At 71.9% G+C, this 13,852-nt stretch carries 13 protein-coding genes; 10 read left to right on the top strand and 3 right to left on the bottom strand.

The window, feature by feature from the left end; genetic code table 11:
- Nucleotides 1–8: 8 nt before the first annotated feature.
- The 3 genes from QE401_RS01435 to QE401_RS01425 form a co-directional block, all read right to left on the bottom strand.
- Entirely contained in the window at nucleotides 9–647 is a 639-nt protein-coding gene (locus tag QE401_RS01435; protein WP_307136474.1) for a hypothetical protein, read from the bottom strand.
- Nucleotides 648–799: 152 nt separating this feature from the next.
- Nucleotides 800–2,137: an omega-aminotransferase AptA gene (aptA, locus tag QE401_RS01430; RefSeq protein WP_307136473.1), complete on the bottom strand. Its 1,338-nt coding sequence runs from the start codon at nucleotides 2,135–2,137 to the stop codon at nucleotides 800–802.
- A gap of 104 nt (nucleotides 2,138–2,241) precedes the next feature.
- Nucleotides 2,242–3,183 carry a GntR family transcriptional regulator gene (locus tag QE401_RS01425; RefSeq protein WP_307136472.1) on the bottom strand — a complete coding sequence of 314 codons (942 nt, stop codon included), beginning with the start codon at nucleotides 3,181–3,183 and terminating at the stop codon, nucleotides 2,242–2,244.
- A 105-nt stretch (nucleotides 3,184–3,288) separates the two neighbouring features.
- Between QE401_RS01425 and QE401_RS01420 the strand changes: the two genes are divergently transcribed.
- From QE401_RS01420 to QE401_RS01375, 10 genes are all read left to right on the top strand, one after another.
- Nucleotides 3,289–4,725: an amidase gene (locus tag QE401_RS01420; protein ID WP_307136471.1), complete on the top strand. Its 1,437-nt coding sequence runs from the start codon at nucleotides 3,289–3,291 to the stop codon at nucleotides 4,723–4,725.
- 11 nt (nucleotides 4,726–4,736) lie between these two features.
- Nucleotides 4,737–5,573: an alpha/beta hydrolase family protein gene (locus QE401_RS01415; protein WP_307136470.1), complete on the top strand. Its 837-nt coding sequence runs from the start codon at nucleotides 4,737–4,739 to the stop codon at nucleotides 5,571–5,573.
- Between the two features lie 60 nt (nucleotides 5,574–5,633).
- Nucleotides 5,634–7,196 (top strand): ABC transporter substrate-binding protein, encoded by a 1,563-nt coding sequence (locus QE401_RS01410; protein WP_307136469.1) that lies wholly within the window; start codon nucleotides 5,634–5,636, stop codon nucleotides 7,194–7,196.
- Nucleotides 7,197–7,225: 29 nt separating this feature from the next.
- Entirely contained in the window at nucleotides 7,226–8,170 is a 945-nt protein-coding gene (locus QE401_RS01405) for an ABC transporter permease (protein ID WP_307136468.1), read from the top strand.
- A gap of 5 nt (nucleotides 8,171–8,175) precedes the next feature.
- Nucleotides 8,176–8,988, top strand: coding sequence for an ABC transporter permease (locus QE401_RS01400; RefSeq protein WP_307136467.1), 813 nt, complete (start codon nucleotides 8,176–8,178; stop codon nucleotides 8,986–8,988).
- Nucleotides 8,985–10,607 carry an ABC transporter ATP-binding protein gene (locus tag QE401_RS01395; RefSeq protein ID WP_307136466.1) on the top strand — a complete coding sequence of 541 codons (1,623 nt, stop codon included), beginning with the start codon at nucleotides 8,985–8,987 and terminating at the stop codon, nucleotides 10,605–10,607. The genes QE401_RS01400 and QE401_RS01395 overlap by 4 nt, the downstream gene beginning before the upstream one ends.
- Entirely contained in the window at nucleotides 10,604–11,743 is a 1,140-nt protein-coding gene (locus tag QE401_RS01390; protein WP_307136465.1) for a C45 family autoproteolytic acyltransferase/hydrolase, read from the top strand. Before QE401_RS01395 ends, QE401_RS01390 begins: the two co-directional genes overlap by 4 nt.
- Before the next feature lie 61 nt (nucleotides 11,744–11,804).
- Entirely contained in the window at nucleotides 11,805–12,080 is a 276-nt protein-coding gene (locus QE401_RS01385) for a metal/formaldehyde-sensitive transcriptional repressor (protein WP_307136464.1), read from the top strand.
- A gap of 9 nt (nucleotides 12,081–12,089) precedes the next feature.
- Nucleotides 12,090–13,127, top strand: coding sequence for a nickel/cobalt efflux transporter (locus QE401_RS01380; protein WP_307136463.1), 1,038 nt, complete (start codon nucleotides 12,090–12,092; stop codon nucleotides 13,125–13,127).
- Nucleotides 13,085–13,816: a GntR family transcriptional regulator gene (locus QE401_RS01375; protein ID WP_307136462.1), complete on the top strand. Its 732-nt coding sequence runs from the start codon at nucleotides 13,085–13,087 to the stop codon at nucleotides 13,814–13,816. The genes QE401_RS01380 and QE401_RS01375 overlap by 43 nt, the downstream gene beginning before the upstream one ends.
- Nucleotides 13,817–13,852 lie beyond the last annotated feature (36 nt).

Here is a 13,852-nt window from a genome sequence, read left to right as displayed (position 1 = left end):
GGCCCGGCTCAGGCGGCGCTGCGGCGGGGGCGGCGCGGCGTGGGCGGGCCGGCGGCGACGCCGGGCAGCAGGGCCAGCTGCATCGGCGCGGGCGGCTGCGCCGGCATGGGACGCGGCCGCGGCGTGCTGGGCACGGCGGTGGCGGGCGGCGGCAGCGGCACCGGCCAGAAGCATTCGGCGCGGCCTTCCTCGCCGCGCAGCGCCAGGAAGACCACGCGCTCGATGCCGCCACGCTCGGCCGGCTCCAGCGCGAAGCGGAACATCAGCCCCTGGCTGCTTTCCGTCTCCCCGCCGAAGGCCATGGCCATCTGCGCCGCCTCATCCTCCTGCTGGCGCAGGGTGCGGCGGTTCGGATCCTCGGCATCGCCGCGATAGAAGCGCACGGGAATGCCGTCGATCAGGAAGACGAAGTGATGCGTGTGGTCGAGCACGCCGAGCCAGGGATAGCGCCCGGCCTCGGCGGCGGCGCGCAACTGGTGGCGGCTGAAGGAATAGGCGCGGCAGCCGACCGACCAGGGATCGTCGCCGGCCTCGTAATCGGCCATGCGCAGCGCCTGCTCCCGCCCGCGGACCAGCAGCCGGGCGGCGGCGACCAGGCGATCTTCCGTCAGGGACGGATGCAGCTCCCAGGGGAGGCGGCTCCGCATCGGCCGTTGCGCATCGCTCATAATGGTACAGATAGGCAACCTTGCCGGCGCGGGAAAGGGTTTTCTGCACCAAGATCCTGTGATTCCTGCGATTTTGCCGCGAAACCCCGGCCGGGGACGCAGATCCCCGGCCGGGCGCCGGCAGCGGCGCCTCAGTTCAGCCCAGACAGCGCCTCGGCGATGGTGCCGAACAGCCGCTCGATCTCGGCTTCCGAGATGATCAGCGGCGGCGACAGCACCAGCGTGTCGCCCGAGGCGCGGATCAGGATGTCCTTCTCCAGGCAATGGCGCAGCACGGCGGCGCCGCGCTCGCCCGCAGCCCCCGGGCGCGGCGCCAGCTCGACCGCGGCGAGCAGGCCGATATTGCGGATGTCGACGACATGCGCCTTGCCCTGCAGCGCATGCGCCGCCGCTTCCCACACGGTCGAGATCCCGGCGCAGCGTTCGAACAGCGCCTCCTCCTGATAGGTCTCGATGGCGGCGAGGCCGGCGGCGCAGGCCAGCGGATGCGCGGAATAGGTATAGCCATGCATCAGCTCGACCGCTTCCGGCGCGGCGGCCATGAAGGCGTCATGCACGCGGCGATGCACCAGCACGCCGCCCATCGGCACCGCGCCATTGGTCATGCCCTTGGCGCAGGTGATGATGTCCGGGGTGACGCCGAAGGCATTGGCGGCGAAGGGCGCGCCGATGCGGCCGAAGCCGGTGATCACCTCGTCAAAGATCAGCAGGATGCCGTGCCGGTCGCAGATCTCGCGCAGCCGCTCAAGGTAACCCACTGGCGGCGGCAGCACGCCGCCCGAGCCGGTGACCGGCTCGACGATGACGGCGGCGATGGTCGAGGCGTCATGGATCTGGCACAGCGCCTCCAGCTCATCGGCCAGATGCGCGCCCCAGGCGGGGCGCCCGCGCGAGAAGGCGTTGTGCTCAGGGTGGTGGGTGTGCGGCAGATGGTCGACATCGCCCAGCAGCGGGCCGAAATCGCGCCGGTGGCGGGCGATGCCGGCGACCGACAGCCCGCCGAAGCCCATGCCGTGATAGCCCTTGGCGCGGCCGATCAGCCTTGTGCGGCGGCCATCGCCGCGCGCCTGGTGATAGGCGCGGGCGATCTTCAGCGCGGTGTCCACCGCCTCCGACCCCGAATTGGCGAAGAAGATGTGGTCGATGCCCTCCGGCGCCATGCCGGTGATGCGCGCGGCGAGGGTGAAGGCCAGCGGGTGGCTCATGCCGAAGGAGGAGACATAGTCCAGCGCATCGGCCTGGCGCTTGATGGCGTCGGCGATGCGCGGCGCGGCATGGCCGGCATTGACGCACCACAGCCCGGCCATGGCGTCCATCACCTGCCGCCCCTCGGCGGTGGTGTAGTACATGCCGCGCGCGCCGGTGAAGATCTTTGGATTGGCCTTGAACTGACGGTTCGCGGTGAAGGGCAGCCAGAAGGCCTCCATCGCCTCGCGGCTGAGCGGCGCCTCGTCCAGGGTGGTGGTCATCACAGCCTCCGCAGCGCGCGCCCCGCCCGGCCCGCCTGCCGGGCTTCGGAATGAAGCGCATTTTCTAACGCTAAAAGACATTCCGCCCGGAGGAGGGCCGCGCGTCAAGCCGGAAGCGGCGCGGCCTCCCCCTCGGCCGCGGCGCGGCGCAGCCCTTCTTCCTGCCCGGGATGGTGCGGCAGCACGCTGGCGCGCTCCAGATGCCGGCGCAGCAGCAGCGAGGCGATCTCCATCTCGCCCTGGTCGATGCGGTCGAGGATCTCCAGATGCTCGGTGCAGGAGGCGATGACGCGGGCGAAGCCATAGCCCCAATCATAGTTCAGGAAGCGGCGCAGCCGGTTCTGCTGCTGCACCACCAGCAGCATGTGCCGGTTGCCCGCCCCGGCCACCAGCCCTTCGTGGAAGGCGGCGTTCATCTCGAACAGCCGGATGCTGTCGGTGTCCTTCCAGGGCGAGGTGAGCATCGCCTGATGGGCGCGGCGCATCTGCTCCACCCAGCCCGGCGCCAGGGCATAGCCCGGCTGCAGCAGCGCCGCCGGCTCCAGCACCAGGCGCAGCATATAGCTCTCGGCGCGGGAGCGGCGATCCTCCAGGCTCGGCATGAACTGCCAGCCATGGCCGGGCTTGCGCTCCACCATGGCGACCTCGGCCAGCCGCGCCAGCACGCGCAGCAGGAAGGCGCGGCGGACATCGTAGCGGCGCATCAAATCGGCCTCGGTCACCTCGGCCGGCAGGCGCTGCGCCACCCGGTCCTCGGCGATGCGGATGCAGAGCTGCTCGACCGCATCCGCCCCCTCGGCCGGCTCGCCCCCCGCCTCGGGCGGCGGCAGCGCGGCCAGCAGGTAGCCGCCGCCCTCGCGCCGGGCCAGCACGCCGCGCCGCGCCAGCTCCTCCATCACCGCGCGCACCGGGGTGCGGGAGACCTGCAGCATGCGGGCCAGGCCCGGCTCGGTCAGCCTGGTGCCGGGGGGCACCGCGTCGCGGCGCAGCGCCTCGACCAGGCGGTGGATCAGGTCGCGTTGCAATCGGCTGGGTTCGGGCGGCATTTTCTGTTTCCTGTCCGCTCAAAGTACACTAGCGTTTCGGGACCGACCAGCGGAGTTCGCGATGTCCCGAGCCCAGCCCCTCCCTTCTCCTGCCGGAGGCGCCGCATGAGCCTGGCCCAGCATAGCCTGGCCACCGGGGAGAATGGCGCGCTGTGGCAGGCGGATGCGGCGGAGCTGGCGATGCGGATCCGCAAGGGCGAGATCTCCAGCCGCGAGGCGGTGCAGGCCTGCCTGGAGCGGATGGACGCGCTGAACGGGTCGCTGAACGCCGTGGTGCGGCGCATGGATGCCGAGGCATTGGCGGCCGCCGACGCCGCCGATACCGCGCGCCGCCACGGAGAGACCCTGCCGCCGCTGCATGGCGTGCCGGTGACCATCAAGGTGAACACCGACCAGGCGGGCCATCCGAGCGATGGCGGCATCGCCGCCTATCGCGACCACATGGCGGCCGAGGACAATCCGGTGGTGGCCAATCTGCGCCGCGCCGGGGCGGTGATCATCGGCCGCACCAACACCCCCTGCTACTCCATGCGCTGGTTCACCGAGAACAGCCTGCATGGCGATACGCGGAACCCCTGGGATGCGCGGGCGACGCCGGGCGGCTCCTCCGGCGGCGCGGCGGCGGCCGTCGCGGCGGGCTTCGGCCCGATCGCGCATGGCAATGACATCGCCGGCTCGGTCCGCTACCCGGCCTATTGCTGCGGCGTGTTCGGGCTGCGCCCGGGGCTCGGCCGCATCCCCTCCTTCAATCCCAGCGCCAAGGGCCATGCCAGCATCACCAGCCAGCTGATGGCGGTGCAGGGGCCCATGACGCGCTCGCTGCGCGACCAGCGCCTGGCCTTCGCCGCCATGGCGGTGCCCGATCCGCGCGATCCGCGCTCGCTGGCGCCGCAGGCGCCGCCGCCGCCGCGCCGGAAGCGCCATGCGGCGCTGGTGCCCGCCCCCTCGGGCGGGTCGACGCATCCGGCGGTGCAGGATGCGGTGCGCGCCGCAGGCCGCGCCTTGGCCGCGGCCGGCTGGGTGGTGGAGGAGATCGAGCCGCCGGCCCTCTCCGAGGCCGCCGAGCTCTGGGGCCGCATCGGCGGGCCCGACACCATCGCCCGGCTGCTGCCGCTGGTGGCGCAGCATGGCGATGAGGGCATCCGCGAGGCGCTCGGCCTCTGGGCGGAACACTGGCCGCTGCGCGACCCCGCCGCCTGCCTGGAGGGGCTGACCCGCCGCATGGCGCTGCTGCGCGAATGGCTGCTCTTCCTGGAAGACTGGCCGGTGATCGTGGCGCCGGTCTCCACCGAGCCGCCCTTCCCCGTGGCGCATGACCGGCGCGACACCGCCACCACTGCCGCCATCATGCAGGCGCAGCGGGTGATGCTGGCGGTCTCCGCCCTTGGCCTGCCGGGGCTGTCGGTGCCGACCGGCCTGGCCGAGGGCCTGCCGATGGGCGTGCAGCTGATCGGCGCCCTGCACCGGGACGAGGCGCTGTTCGACGCCGCCGAGCCGATCGCCGCCGCCCTGCCCATGCCCGCCTTGCCGATCATCGCCTGAGGAGACACGACATGCCCCGCCCCGCCGGCCATGGACGCCGCCTCAGCTATTATGATTTCGGCCGCACCACGGTGCGCGCCTGCCAGGCCGATCCGCGCTTCTCCTACTGCGCCTATGTGCCGGAGAGCTATGAGGAGGATGGCGCCCAGGACTACCCGCTGCTGGTCGCCATGCATGGCACCGGGCGGATGATGGAGCTGTACCGCGACACTTTCGCATCACTCGCCGAGGCGCGGCAGCTGATCGTGCTGGCGCCGCTCTTCCCCGCCGGCATCACCGGGCCGGAGGATCTCTCCAGCTACAAGATGCTGCGCGCCGGCGATCTGCATTACGATGCCGTGCTGCTGTCGATGGTGGAGGAGATGCGCGCGCGCTACCGCATCCGCGGCCACCGCTTCTCGCTGTTCGGCTTTTCCGGCGGCGGGCATTTCGCGCATCGCTTCCTCTATCTGCATCCCGGCCGGCTTGCATCCGTGTCGATCGGCGCGCCCGGCCTGGTGACGCTGCTGGACGACAGCTACGATTTCTGGCCCGGCGTGCGCGACTGGGAGAGCCGCTTCGGCCAGCGCATCGACATCGACGCGATGCGCGAGGTCGCCGTGCAGATGGTGGTCGGCGGCGACGACACCGACACCTGGGAAATCACCATCCGCCCCGGCGACCGGCTGTGGATGCCGGGCGCCGATGCCGCCGGCGCCAACCGGCAGGACCGGCTGCGCGCGCTGCGCGCCAGCCTGGAGGCGCGGGGCATCGCCGTGCGGCACGACACCGTGCCGGGCGTGGCGCACTGGATGCCGGGCGTCGCCCCGGCGGTGATCGACTTCTTCACGGAGCATCACGCGGCCTGAAGACCGCGGATGTCAGGGGGGTGCCGGCGGCGCCGGACGGAGAGAAAGGGAAAGAGGATGATGAGACCGCGCAGCATGGCGCTGGCCGCCCTGGTGGCGCTGGCCGCCTGGCCGCTGGCCGCCTGGGCCCAGGAAACGCCGCAGCGCGGCGGCCGGGCGACGGTGGCGCTGAACGCCGATATCCGCAGCCTGGAGCCGGGCATCAACCGCGATGCCAACACCGACGCCGTGGTGCACCACATCTTCGAGGGGCTGGTCGCCTATCGCACCGATGTCAGCGTCGGCCCGGCGCTGGCCGAATCCTGGAGCGTGTCGGAGGACGGGCTGAGCTGGCGCTTCACCCTGCGCGAGGGGGTGCGCTTCCACAATGGCGCGACCCTGACCTCGGCCGAGGTGAAGGCGAGCTGGGACCGGCAATGGGGCAATAGCGGCTGGAGCTGCCGCCGCTTCTTCGATTCGCCCGACGGGCTGCAGGTGCAGGCGGTCGAGGCCGAGGATGCCCGCACCATCACCTACCGCCTGGCGCGGCCGAGCGCGCTGCTGCTGCCGCAGCTGGCCAATATCCAGTGCGGCACGGTGGTGTTCCACCCCGACAGCATCGGCGCCGATGGCAAATGGCGCGCGCCGATCGGCACCGGCCCGTTCCAGCTGCAGGAATGGCGGCGCGGCGAATTCGTCACGCTGCGGCGCTTCGATGGCTATGTCGCCTCCACCGCCCCCGCCAGCGCCTTCTCCGGCGCGCGCCAGGCGCTGCTGGACGAGGTGGTGTTCCGCGTCATCCCCGACCCCAACGCGGCCGAGGCGGCGCTGCTGACCGGCGCCGTCGACATCCTGCCCAGCGTCGAGCCCGAGCGCGCCGACAAGATGCGCGAAGCCGGCGTGCAGATGCTGACCGCCCCCGGCCTCGGCTGGACCACGATGCTGGTGCAGACGCGCGACGCGGTGCTGAAGGATGTGCGCATCCGCCGCGCCATCGCCCATGCCATCGACCTGGCGCAGATCGCCGAGGTGCGCACCGGCGGCGGCGCCGGGCCGAACCCCTCGGCGGTGGGCGATTCCAGCCCCTTCTTCGACGAGGCCTTCCGCGGCTGGCCGGCCTATGACCCGGCCGCGGCGCGGCGCCTGCTGCGCGAGGCCGGCTACCGCAACCAGCTCATCAAGATCCAGGCCAATCGCCGCTATCCCGGCATGTACGACAATGCGGTGGCGATCCAGTCGATGCTGACCGCCGTCGGCCTGCGCGTCGAGCTGGAAGTGCTGGACTGGGCGACGCAGCTGAACAACTACCTCAACGGCAATTTCCAGCTGCAATCCTTCTCCTATTCCGCGCGGCTCGACCCCTCGCTGATGTTCAACTCGATCATCGGCGACAAGACGGCGCAGCCCTGGGCGCAATGGGAGGATCCGGAGGCGCGCCGCCTGCTGGCCGAGAGCATCACCACCACCGACAATGCCCGCCGTGGCGAGGTGTTCCGCGCGCTGCATGCGCGCATGCAGCAGGAGGTGCCGATCATCGGCCTGTATTACGACCCGCAGCTCGGCGCGGCGCGGCCCACGATCCGCGGCTATGCGCCGCAGGTGGCGGGGCGGATGATCACCTGGGGCGTGTGGCGGCAGCCATGAGCCGCATCGCACAGGCGGGGGGCTGAGCCATGCCGCTCTATGCCCTGAAGCGGCTGGCGATGGCGCTGCCAACGCTGCTGCTGGTCTCGCTCGGCGTGTTCCTGCTGCTGCGGCTGGTGCCGGGCGACCCGGCGGAGCTGATGCTGGGCGACAGCGCCGATGGCGTGGCGCTGGCCGCGCTGCGCGCCGAGATGGGGCTGGACCGCTCGCTGCCGGTGCAGTTCCTGCGCTGGCTGGGCGCGGCGCTGTCCGGCGATCTCGGCCGCTCCATCGGCAATGACCAGCCGGTGCTGCCGCTGGTGCTGCAGCGCTTCCAGGTCACCGCCTCGATCGTCTTCGCGGCGGTGGGCCTGGCCGCGCTGGTCGCCGTGCCGCTCGGCCTGATCGCCGCCTGGAAGCAGAACAGCGGCACCGACCTGGCCATTGTCGGCGGCGCGACGCTGCTGCTCTCGGTGCCGAGCTTCTGGCTCGGCCTGCTGATGCTGCTGGCCTTCGGGCTGAAGCTCGGCTGGGTGCCGGTCGTCGGCTATGTCGGCTTCTCCGAGAATGCGTGGGAGGCGCTGCGCTACATCGCCCTGCCGGTCGCGACGCTCACGCTGATCGAGATCGGCGTGCTGACGCGCATGTCGCGCGCCGCCGGCATCGATGTGCTGCGGCTGGAATTCGTGGCGCATGCCCGCGCCAAGGGGCTGCCGGAGCGCACCGTGCTGCGGCGCCATGTGCTGCCCAACGCCTTCGCGCCGACCCTGACGCTGATCGGCATCGTGCTGGGCAATCTGCTGGGCGGCGTCGCGGTGATCGAGACGGTGTTCACCCTGCCCGGCCTCGGCCGGCTGCTGGTCGATGGCATCTATGCCCGCGACTATCCGGTGGTGCAGGGCTGCATGCTGTTCGTCGCAACCATCTATGTGCTGGTCAATCTGGCGGTGGACCTGCTCTACCCGCTGTTCGACCCGCGCGTGACGGCGGAGTGAGGCCGATGCGCCTGCGATTGAACGCTCTGGCCGGCGCCGTGCTGGTCGGCTCCATGGTCGCCATGGCCCTGCTCTCCCTGGTCTGGACGCCGCGCGACCCGATGGGTGTGGCGCTGCGCCAGCGGCTGAAGCCGCCCTCGGGCGACTACCTGCTCGGCACCGACGAGGTCGGGCGCGACGTGCTCAGCCGCATCATGGAGGGCGCCGGCGCCAGCGTCACCGTCGCCGCCTGCACCGTGCTGCTGGCGGTGCTGCTGGGCTCGGCGATCGGGCTGCTGGCCGGCTTCCTGCGCGGCTGGCCGGACCGGCTGCTCTCCATGGTCAATGATTCGCTGCTGGCCTTCCCCGGCATCCTGCTGGCGCTCGGCCTGCTGGCGGTGTTCGGCGCCAGCCAATGGGGCATCGTGGCGGCCCTCGGCCTGGCCTATGCGCCGACGGTCGCGCGCATCGTGCGCGGCACGGTGCTGTCGCTGCGCGAGCGCGAATTCATCGAGGCCAGCCGCGCCATCGGCAATTCCGAGAGCTACACGCTGTGGCGGCATGTGCTGCCCAACACCGTCTCGCCGGTGATCGTGCTGGCCACCAGCATGTTCGGCTGGGCGATCCTGTCGGAAAGCGCGCTGTCCTTCCTGGGCCTCGGCGTGCCGCCGCCGGCGCCGAGCTGGGGCAACATGCTGGCCGCCAGCCGCCCCTATCTGGACAGCGCGCTGTGGCTGAGCCTGTCGCCCGGGCTGTGCATCGCGCTGACGCTGCTCGGCGCCAATCTGCTGGGCGACGCGCTGCGCGACCGGCTCGACCCGCGGAGCGAAGCCCGATGAGCCCGAGCCAGGACACGCCCCTGCTCTCGGTCGAGGGGCTGCGCATCGCCGCCGGCGGCACCGAGGTCGTGCAGGGCATCTCCTTCGCCATCGCGCCGGGCGAGATCCTGGCGCTGGTGGGCGAATCCGGCAGCGGCAAGACGGCCACCGGCCGCGCCGCCATCGGCCTGCTGCCGCCCGGGCTGCGCGCCTCGGGCGGCGCGATCCGGCTGCGCGGCGAGGATCTGCTGGCGGCGCGCCCCGACCGGCTGCGGGCGCTGCGCGGCGCCGAGATCGGCATGGTGTTCCAGGAGCCGATGGTCTCGCTGAACCCGGCCATGACGATCGGCGCGCAGATGGCCGAGGGGCTTGCGCTGCACCGGAAGATGTCGGCCGCCGAGATCCGCGCGGCCAGCCTCGCCATGCTGCGTCGGGTGCATATCCGCGATCCAGAAGCCTGCCTCTCCGCCTTCCCGCATGAATTCTCGGGCGGCATGCGGCAGCGGATCATGCTGGCCTCGGTGATGCTGCTGCGCCCCGCGCTGCTGATCGCCGATGAGCCGACCACCGCGCTCGACACGCTGGCGCAGCGCGAGATCCTCGACCTGATGGTCGAGCTGGCGCGCGACAACGGCACCGCCGTGCTGCTGATCACCCACAATCTGGGGCTGGTCGCGCGCTACGCGCATCGCGCCGTGGTGCTGCAGCGCGGCCTGGTGGTGGAGCAGGGCCCGGCGGCGGCGCTGCTCGGCGCGCCGCAGCACGCCTACACGCGGGCGCTGGTGGAGGCGCTGCCGCGCCGCACGCCGCGCCCGCCCCGCGCCGTCGACACGGCGCAGCCGGTGCTGGAGGCGCGCGGCCTGGAGGTGACCTATCCCGGCCGCCGCCGCTTCTTCCGCCGCCAGCCTTCGGTCGCCGCGGTGCGCGGCGTTGACCTCGCCATCTATCCCGGCGAGACGGTGGCGCTGGTGGGCGGCAGCGGCTCGGGCAAGACGACGCTGGGGCGCGCCATGCTGCGGCTGGTGCAGCCCACCGCCGGCCAGCTGCTGTTCCGCGGCGAGGATGTGACGCAGGCGAAGGGCGACCCGCTGCGCCGCTTCCGCCTGGCCTGCCAGATCGTCTTCCAGGACCCCTATTCCTCGCTCGACCCGCGCATGCGCATCGGCGAGATCGTGGCCGAGCCGCTGCGGCATTTGCCCGATCTCGACGCCGGCGCGCGCCGCCGCCGCACCGAGCAGGTCTTCGAGGAGGTCGGCCTGCCCGGCCTCGCCCACCGCTTCCCACATGAGCTTTCGGGCGGGCAGCGGCAGCGCGTGGCGATCGCCCGCGCCATCATCCGCAACCCGGCGCTGGTGGTGGCGGATGAGCCGGTGAGCGCGCTCGACATGAGCGTGCAGAAGCAGATCCTGGCGCTGTTCCGCCGGCTGCAGCAGGAACATGGCTTCGCCTGCCTGTTCGTCTCGCATGATCTGGCGGCGGTCGAGGAGGTCTCCGACCGCGTCATCGTCATGCAGCAGGGCAGGCTGGTCGAGCAGGGTCCGCGCGACCGCATCTTCGACCATCCCGAACACCCCTATACCCGTGAATTGCTGGCGGCGGCGCCCCGGCTGGACGCGCTTCCGCAGAGGATCCTGGCATGAGCAGCATCGAACCCTTCCCGCTGATCGAGCTGAGCGGCACGCCCGAGGCGCGCGGCCGCGCCTATGGGCGGCAGGCGGCGTCGCGGGTGCACCGCTCGCTCGCGCATTACGGCCAGCAGCTGACCGCCGGCGGACAGGATGCGGGGGCGGTGCGCGCCATGGCGCGCGATTTCGTCCCCCAGGTCGAGGCCTTCGACCCCGCCTATGTCGCCGAGATGCGCGGCATCGCCGAGGGCGCCAATGTCGCCTTCGAGGACATCCTGCTGATCAATTGCCGCACCGAGATCCTGCAGCTGGCCAAGCGCCGCGCCGACCGGATGCGGGAGGAGGAGGCGCGCAACCCGGATGGCTGCACCGGCGCCATCCTGCTGCCCTCGGTGACGCAGGATGGCCGGCTGGTGCATGGCCAGAACTGGGACTGGAAGCAGGAATGCGCCGAGACCGGCGTGGTGCTGCGCATCCGGCGCGAGGACGGGCCGGACATGCTGACCTTCGTCGAGGCCGGCGGCCTGGCGCGCTGCGGCATGAACGCCGCCGGCATCGCGGTGACGGCGAACTATCTCAGCAGCGAGCGCGACTACACCCGCCAGGGCGTGCCGCTCTCCCTGCTGCGGCGCAAGGTGCTGGAGCAGGAGCATGTGGCCCTCGCGCTCCGCACCCTCTACGCCACGCCGAAATCCGCCTCCAACAACCTGATGCTGAGCCATGTCGACGGCTTCGCCCTCGACATCGAATGCGCCCCCGATGAGAGCTTCCTGGTGCAGCCGGAGGCCGGCATGCTGGTGCATGCCAATCACTGGCAGAGCCCGGTGGCGCTGGCCAAGCTGCGCGAGGCCGGGGTGGAGAGCACGCCGGACAGCCTGTATCGCGACCTGCGGGTGCGGCAGATCCTCGACTCCCATCGCGGCGCGCTGGGCATCGAGGCGATGCGCGAGGCGCTGTTCGACGACTGGCAATCGCCCTGGTCGGTCTGCCGGCCGCCGCGGATGAATCTGGGCGGCAACCTCTCCGCCACCGTCGCCATGATCCTGATGGTGCCGGCCGAGGGGCGCATGGAGATCGCGCCGCTGCCGGCGCTGAACCGGCATTTCACCCGCTACGACCTGCAGCCGGGCCGCGCCGCCGTCGCCGCCTGAGATCCTGGCGCGCCGCGCCGCCTCCGCGTAGGATACCCCCCTACCCTATCGGAGGCGGCGCATGCACACGCTGCGCGACAAGCGGAAGCTGCTGGCCCGGGTGCGCCGCCTGCGCGGCCAGGTGGAGGCGATCGAGCGCGCGCTGGAGGAGGAGGCCGGCTGCGAGCAGGTGATGCACCGCATCGCCGCGGCCCGCGGCGCCATGGCGGGGCTGATGGCCGAGGTGGTGGAGGACCATATCCGCCACCATCTGGTCGACCCCGCCCGGCATCCCGGCGCGCTGGACGAGGCGGCGGCGGAGCAGCTGGTCGACCTCGTCCGCAGCTACCTGAAATAGGCGGCGCGCATGACCCCCTTTGCCGAGCTGCTGCAGCAGGGCGCGGCGCAGGCCTGGCTGTTCATCCCCTCCGCCATCCTGCTCGGTGCGCTGCACGGGCTGGAGCCGGGCCATTCCAAGACGATGATGGCGGCCTTCATCGTCGCCATCCGCGGCAGCGTCGGCCAGGCGGTGCTGCTCGGCCTGTCGGCGGCGCTGTCGCACACGCTGGTGGTCTGGGCGGTGGCGCTGCTCGGCCTGGCCTATGCCGGCCGGTTCGACACCGCCACCTCCGAGCCCTATTTCCAGCTCGCCTCGGGCGGCATCGTGGTGCTGGTGGCCTTGTGGATGCTGTGGCGGCAATGGCGCGCGCTGCACCCGGCCGCGCATCACCACCACCATCATGACCATGACCATGACCATGACCATGACCATGACCATGACCATGACCATGACCATGACCATGACCATGACCATGACCATGACCATGACCATGACCATGACCATGACCATGACCATGACCATGGGCCTCCGCCCGCCTGGCCCGGCCCGCAAGAGGATGGGCAGGACCACCATGCGCGCGCCCATGCCGAGCAGATCCGCCGCCGCTTCGCCGGCCGCGCCGTGACCACGCCGCAGATCGTGCTGTTCGGCCTGACCGGCGGGCTCATCCCCTGCCCCGCCGCCATCACCGTGCTGCTGCTCTGCCTGCAGCTGCAGCATGTGGCGCTGGGGGCGACGCTGGTCATGGGGTTCTCGCTCGGCCTGGCGGCGGTGATGGTGGCGGTGGGGGTGGTGGCCGCCATCGGGCTGCGCCGGGCGGAGCGGCGCTGGTCCGCAGGCTTCGCCACCCTGGCCCGCCGCGCGCCCCTTCGCCTCGGCGCTGCTGATCCTGCTGGTCGGGCTCTATATGGGCTGGAGCGGCTGGTCGGGTCTCGCCTGAGCCGCGAAAATGACGGGGCGGCAGGCGCGGACGGCGCGGAAATCCGCTATGAGCGGCGGGTGCCGCCGGAGAACCGCGCCCCATGCCCTTGCCCACCCGCCAGCCACCCCTGCATGAGCGGGTGAAGCGCCAGCTCTCCGAGGCCATCGCCCTGGGCCATTGGCCGGCCGGCCATGTGATCCCCGGGGAGACGGCGCTGGCGCGGGATTTCGCGGTGGGCATCGGCACCATGCGGCGGGCGCTGGCCGATCTGGTGGCCGAGGGCCAGCTCAGCCGCCAGCCCAAGCGCGGCACCGTGGTCACCGGCCGCGCGCCGCTGCATTCGCTGCGCTTCTTCTACCAGTATTTCCGGCTGCACAGCGCGGATGGGGCGCTGCTGCGCTCGCGCGTGCAGCTGCTGGAGCTGCGCCGCCGCCCGGCCAGCGCGGCGGAGGCCGAGCGGCTGCAGCTCGCCCCCGGCGCGCCGCTGATCACGCTGCAGCGGCTGCGCCTGGTGGAGGGCGAGCCCGCCATGCTGGATGATTTCCGCATCAGCGCCGAGCGCGCGCCGGATTTCCCCGAGGCGCCGGAGGCCGCGCCCGCGCTGATCTACCGCTATCTGCTGGAGCGCAACGGCATCCGCCTCTCCGCCGTGCGGGAGGAGCTGCGCGCCGTGCTGGCGGAGTCGGAGACCGCCGCGCTGTTCCGGCTGGCCCCGCCGGCTGCGCTGCTGCGCATCGATTCCGTGGCCTATGACCAGGCCGGCCAGCCCTTCCTGCTCTCGACCCACCACGCGCCGACCGAGCGGCGGATCTATGTGAACGAGGTGCGCTGAGCACCCAGGCGCGGGGCGGCGGCGGCGCCGCCCCGC

Origin of the sequence: Pseudoroseomonas cervicalis (assembly GCF_030818485.1) — a bacterium.
Taxonomy (GTDB): domain Bacteria; phylum Pseudomonadota; class Alphaproteobacteria; order Acetobacterales; family Acetobacteraceae; genus Pseudoroseomonas; species Pseudoroseomonas cervicalis_A.
Note: the sequence above shows the minus strand (reverse complement) of the source record. Positions and strands in the feature narration are given on the sequence as shown.

Coding starts and splice junctions, on each gene's coding strand:
- QE401_RS01395 (WP_307136466.1), top strand. CDS start 8,985: ATGAGCCCGAGCCAGGACACGCCCCTGCTCTCGGTCGAGGGGCTGCGC.
- aptA (WP_307136473.1), bottom strand. CDS start 2,137: ATGACCACCACCCTGGACGAGGCGCCGCTCAGCCGCGAGGCGATGGAG.
- QE401_RS01420 (WP_307136471.1), top strand. CDS start 3,289: ATGAGCCTGGCCCAGCATAGCCTGGCCACCGGGGAGAATGGCGCGCTG.
- QE401_RS01390 (WP_307136465.1), top strand. CDS start 10,604: ATGAGCAGCATCGAACCCTTCCCGCTGATCGAGCTGAGCGGCACGCCC.
- QE401_RS01410 (WP_307136469.1), top strand. CDS start 5,634: ATGAGACCGCGCAGCATGGCGCTGGCCGCCCTGGTGGCGCTGGCCGCC.
- QE401_RS01400 (WP_307136467.1), top strand. CDS start 8,176: ATGCGCCTGCGATTGAACGCTCTGGCCGGCGCCGTGCTGGTCGGCTCC.
- QE401_RS01385 (WP_307136464.1), top strand. CDS start 11,805: ATGCACACGCTGCGCGACAAGCGGAAGCTGCTGGCCCGGGTGCGCCGC.
- QE401_RS01425 (WP_307136472.1), bottom strand. CDS start 3,183: ATGCCGCCCGAACCCAGCCGATTGCAACGCGACCTGATCCACCGCCTG.
- QE401_RS01405 (WP_307136468.1), top strand. CDS start 7,226: ATGCCGCTCTATGCCCTGAAGCGGCTGGCGATGGCGCTGCCAACGCTG.
- QE401_RS01435 (WP_307136474.1), bottom strand. CDS start 647: ATGCGGAGCCGCCTCCCCTGGGAGCTGCATCCGTCCCTGACGGAAGAT.
- QE401_RS01415 (WP_307136470.1), top strand. CDS start 4,737: ATGCCCCGCCCCGCCGGCCATGGACGCCGCCTCAGCTATTATGATTTC.
- QE401_RS01375 (WP_307136462.1), top strand. CDS start 13,085: ATGCCCTTGCCCACCCGCCAGCCACCCCTGCATGAGCGGGTGAAGCGC.
- QE401_RS01380 (WP_307136463.1), top strand. CDS start 12,090: ATGACCCCCTTTGCCGAGCTGCTGCAGCAGGGCGCGGCGCAGGCCTGG.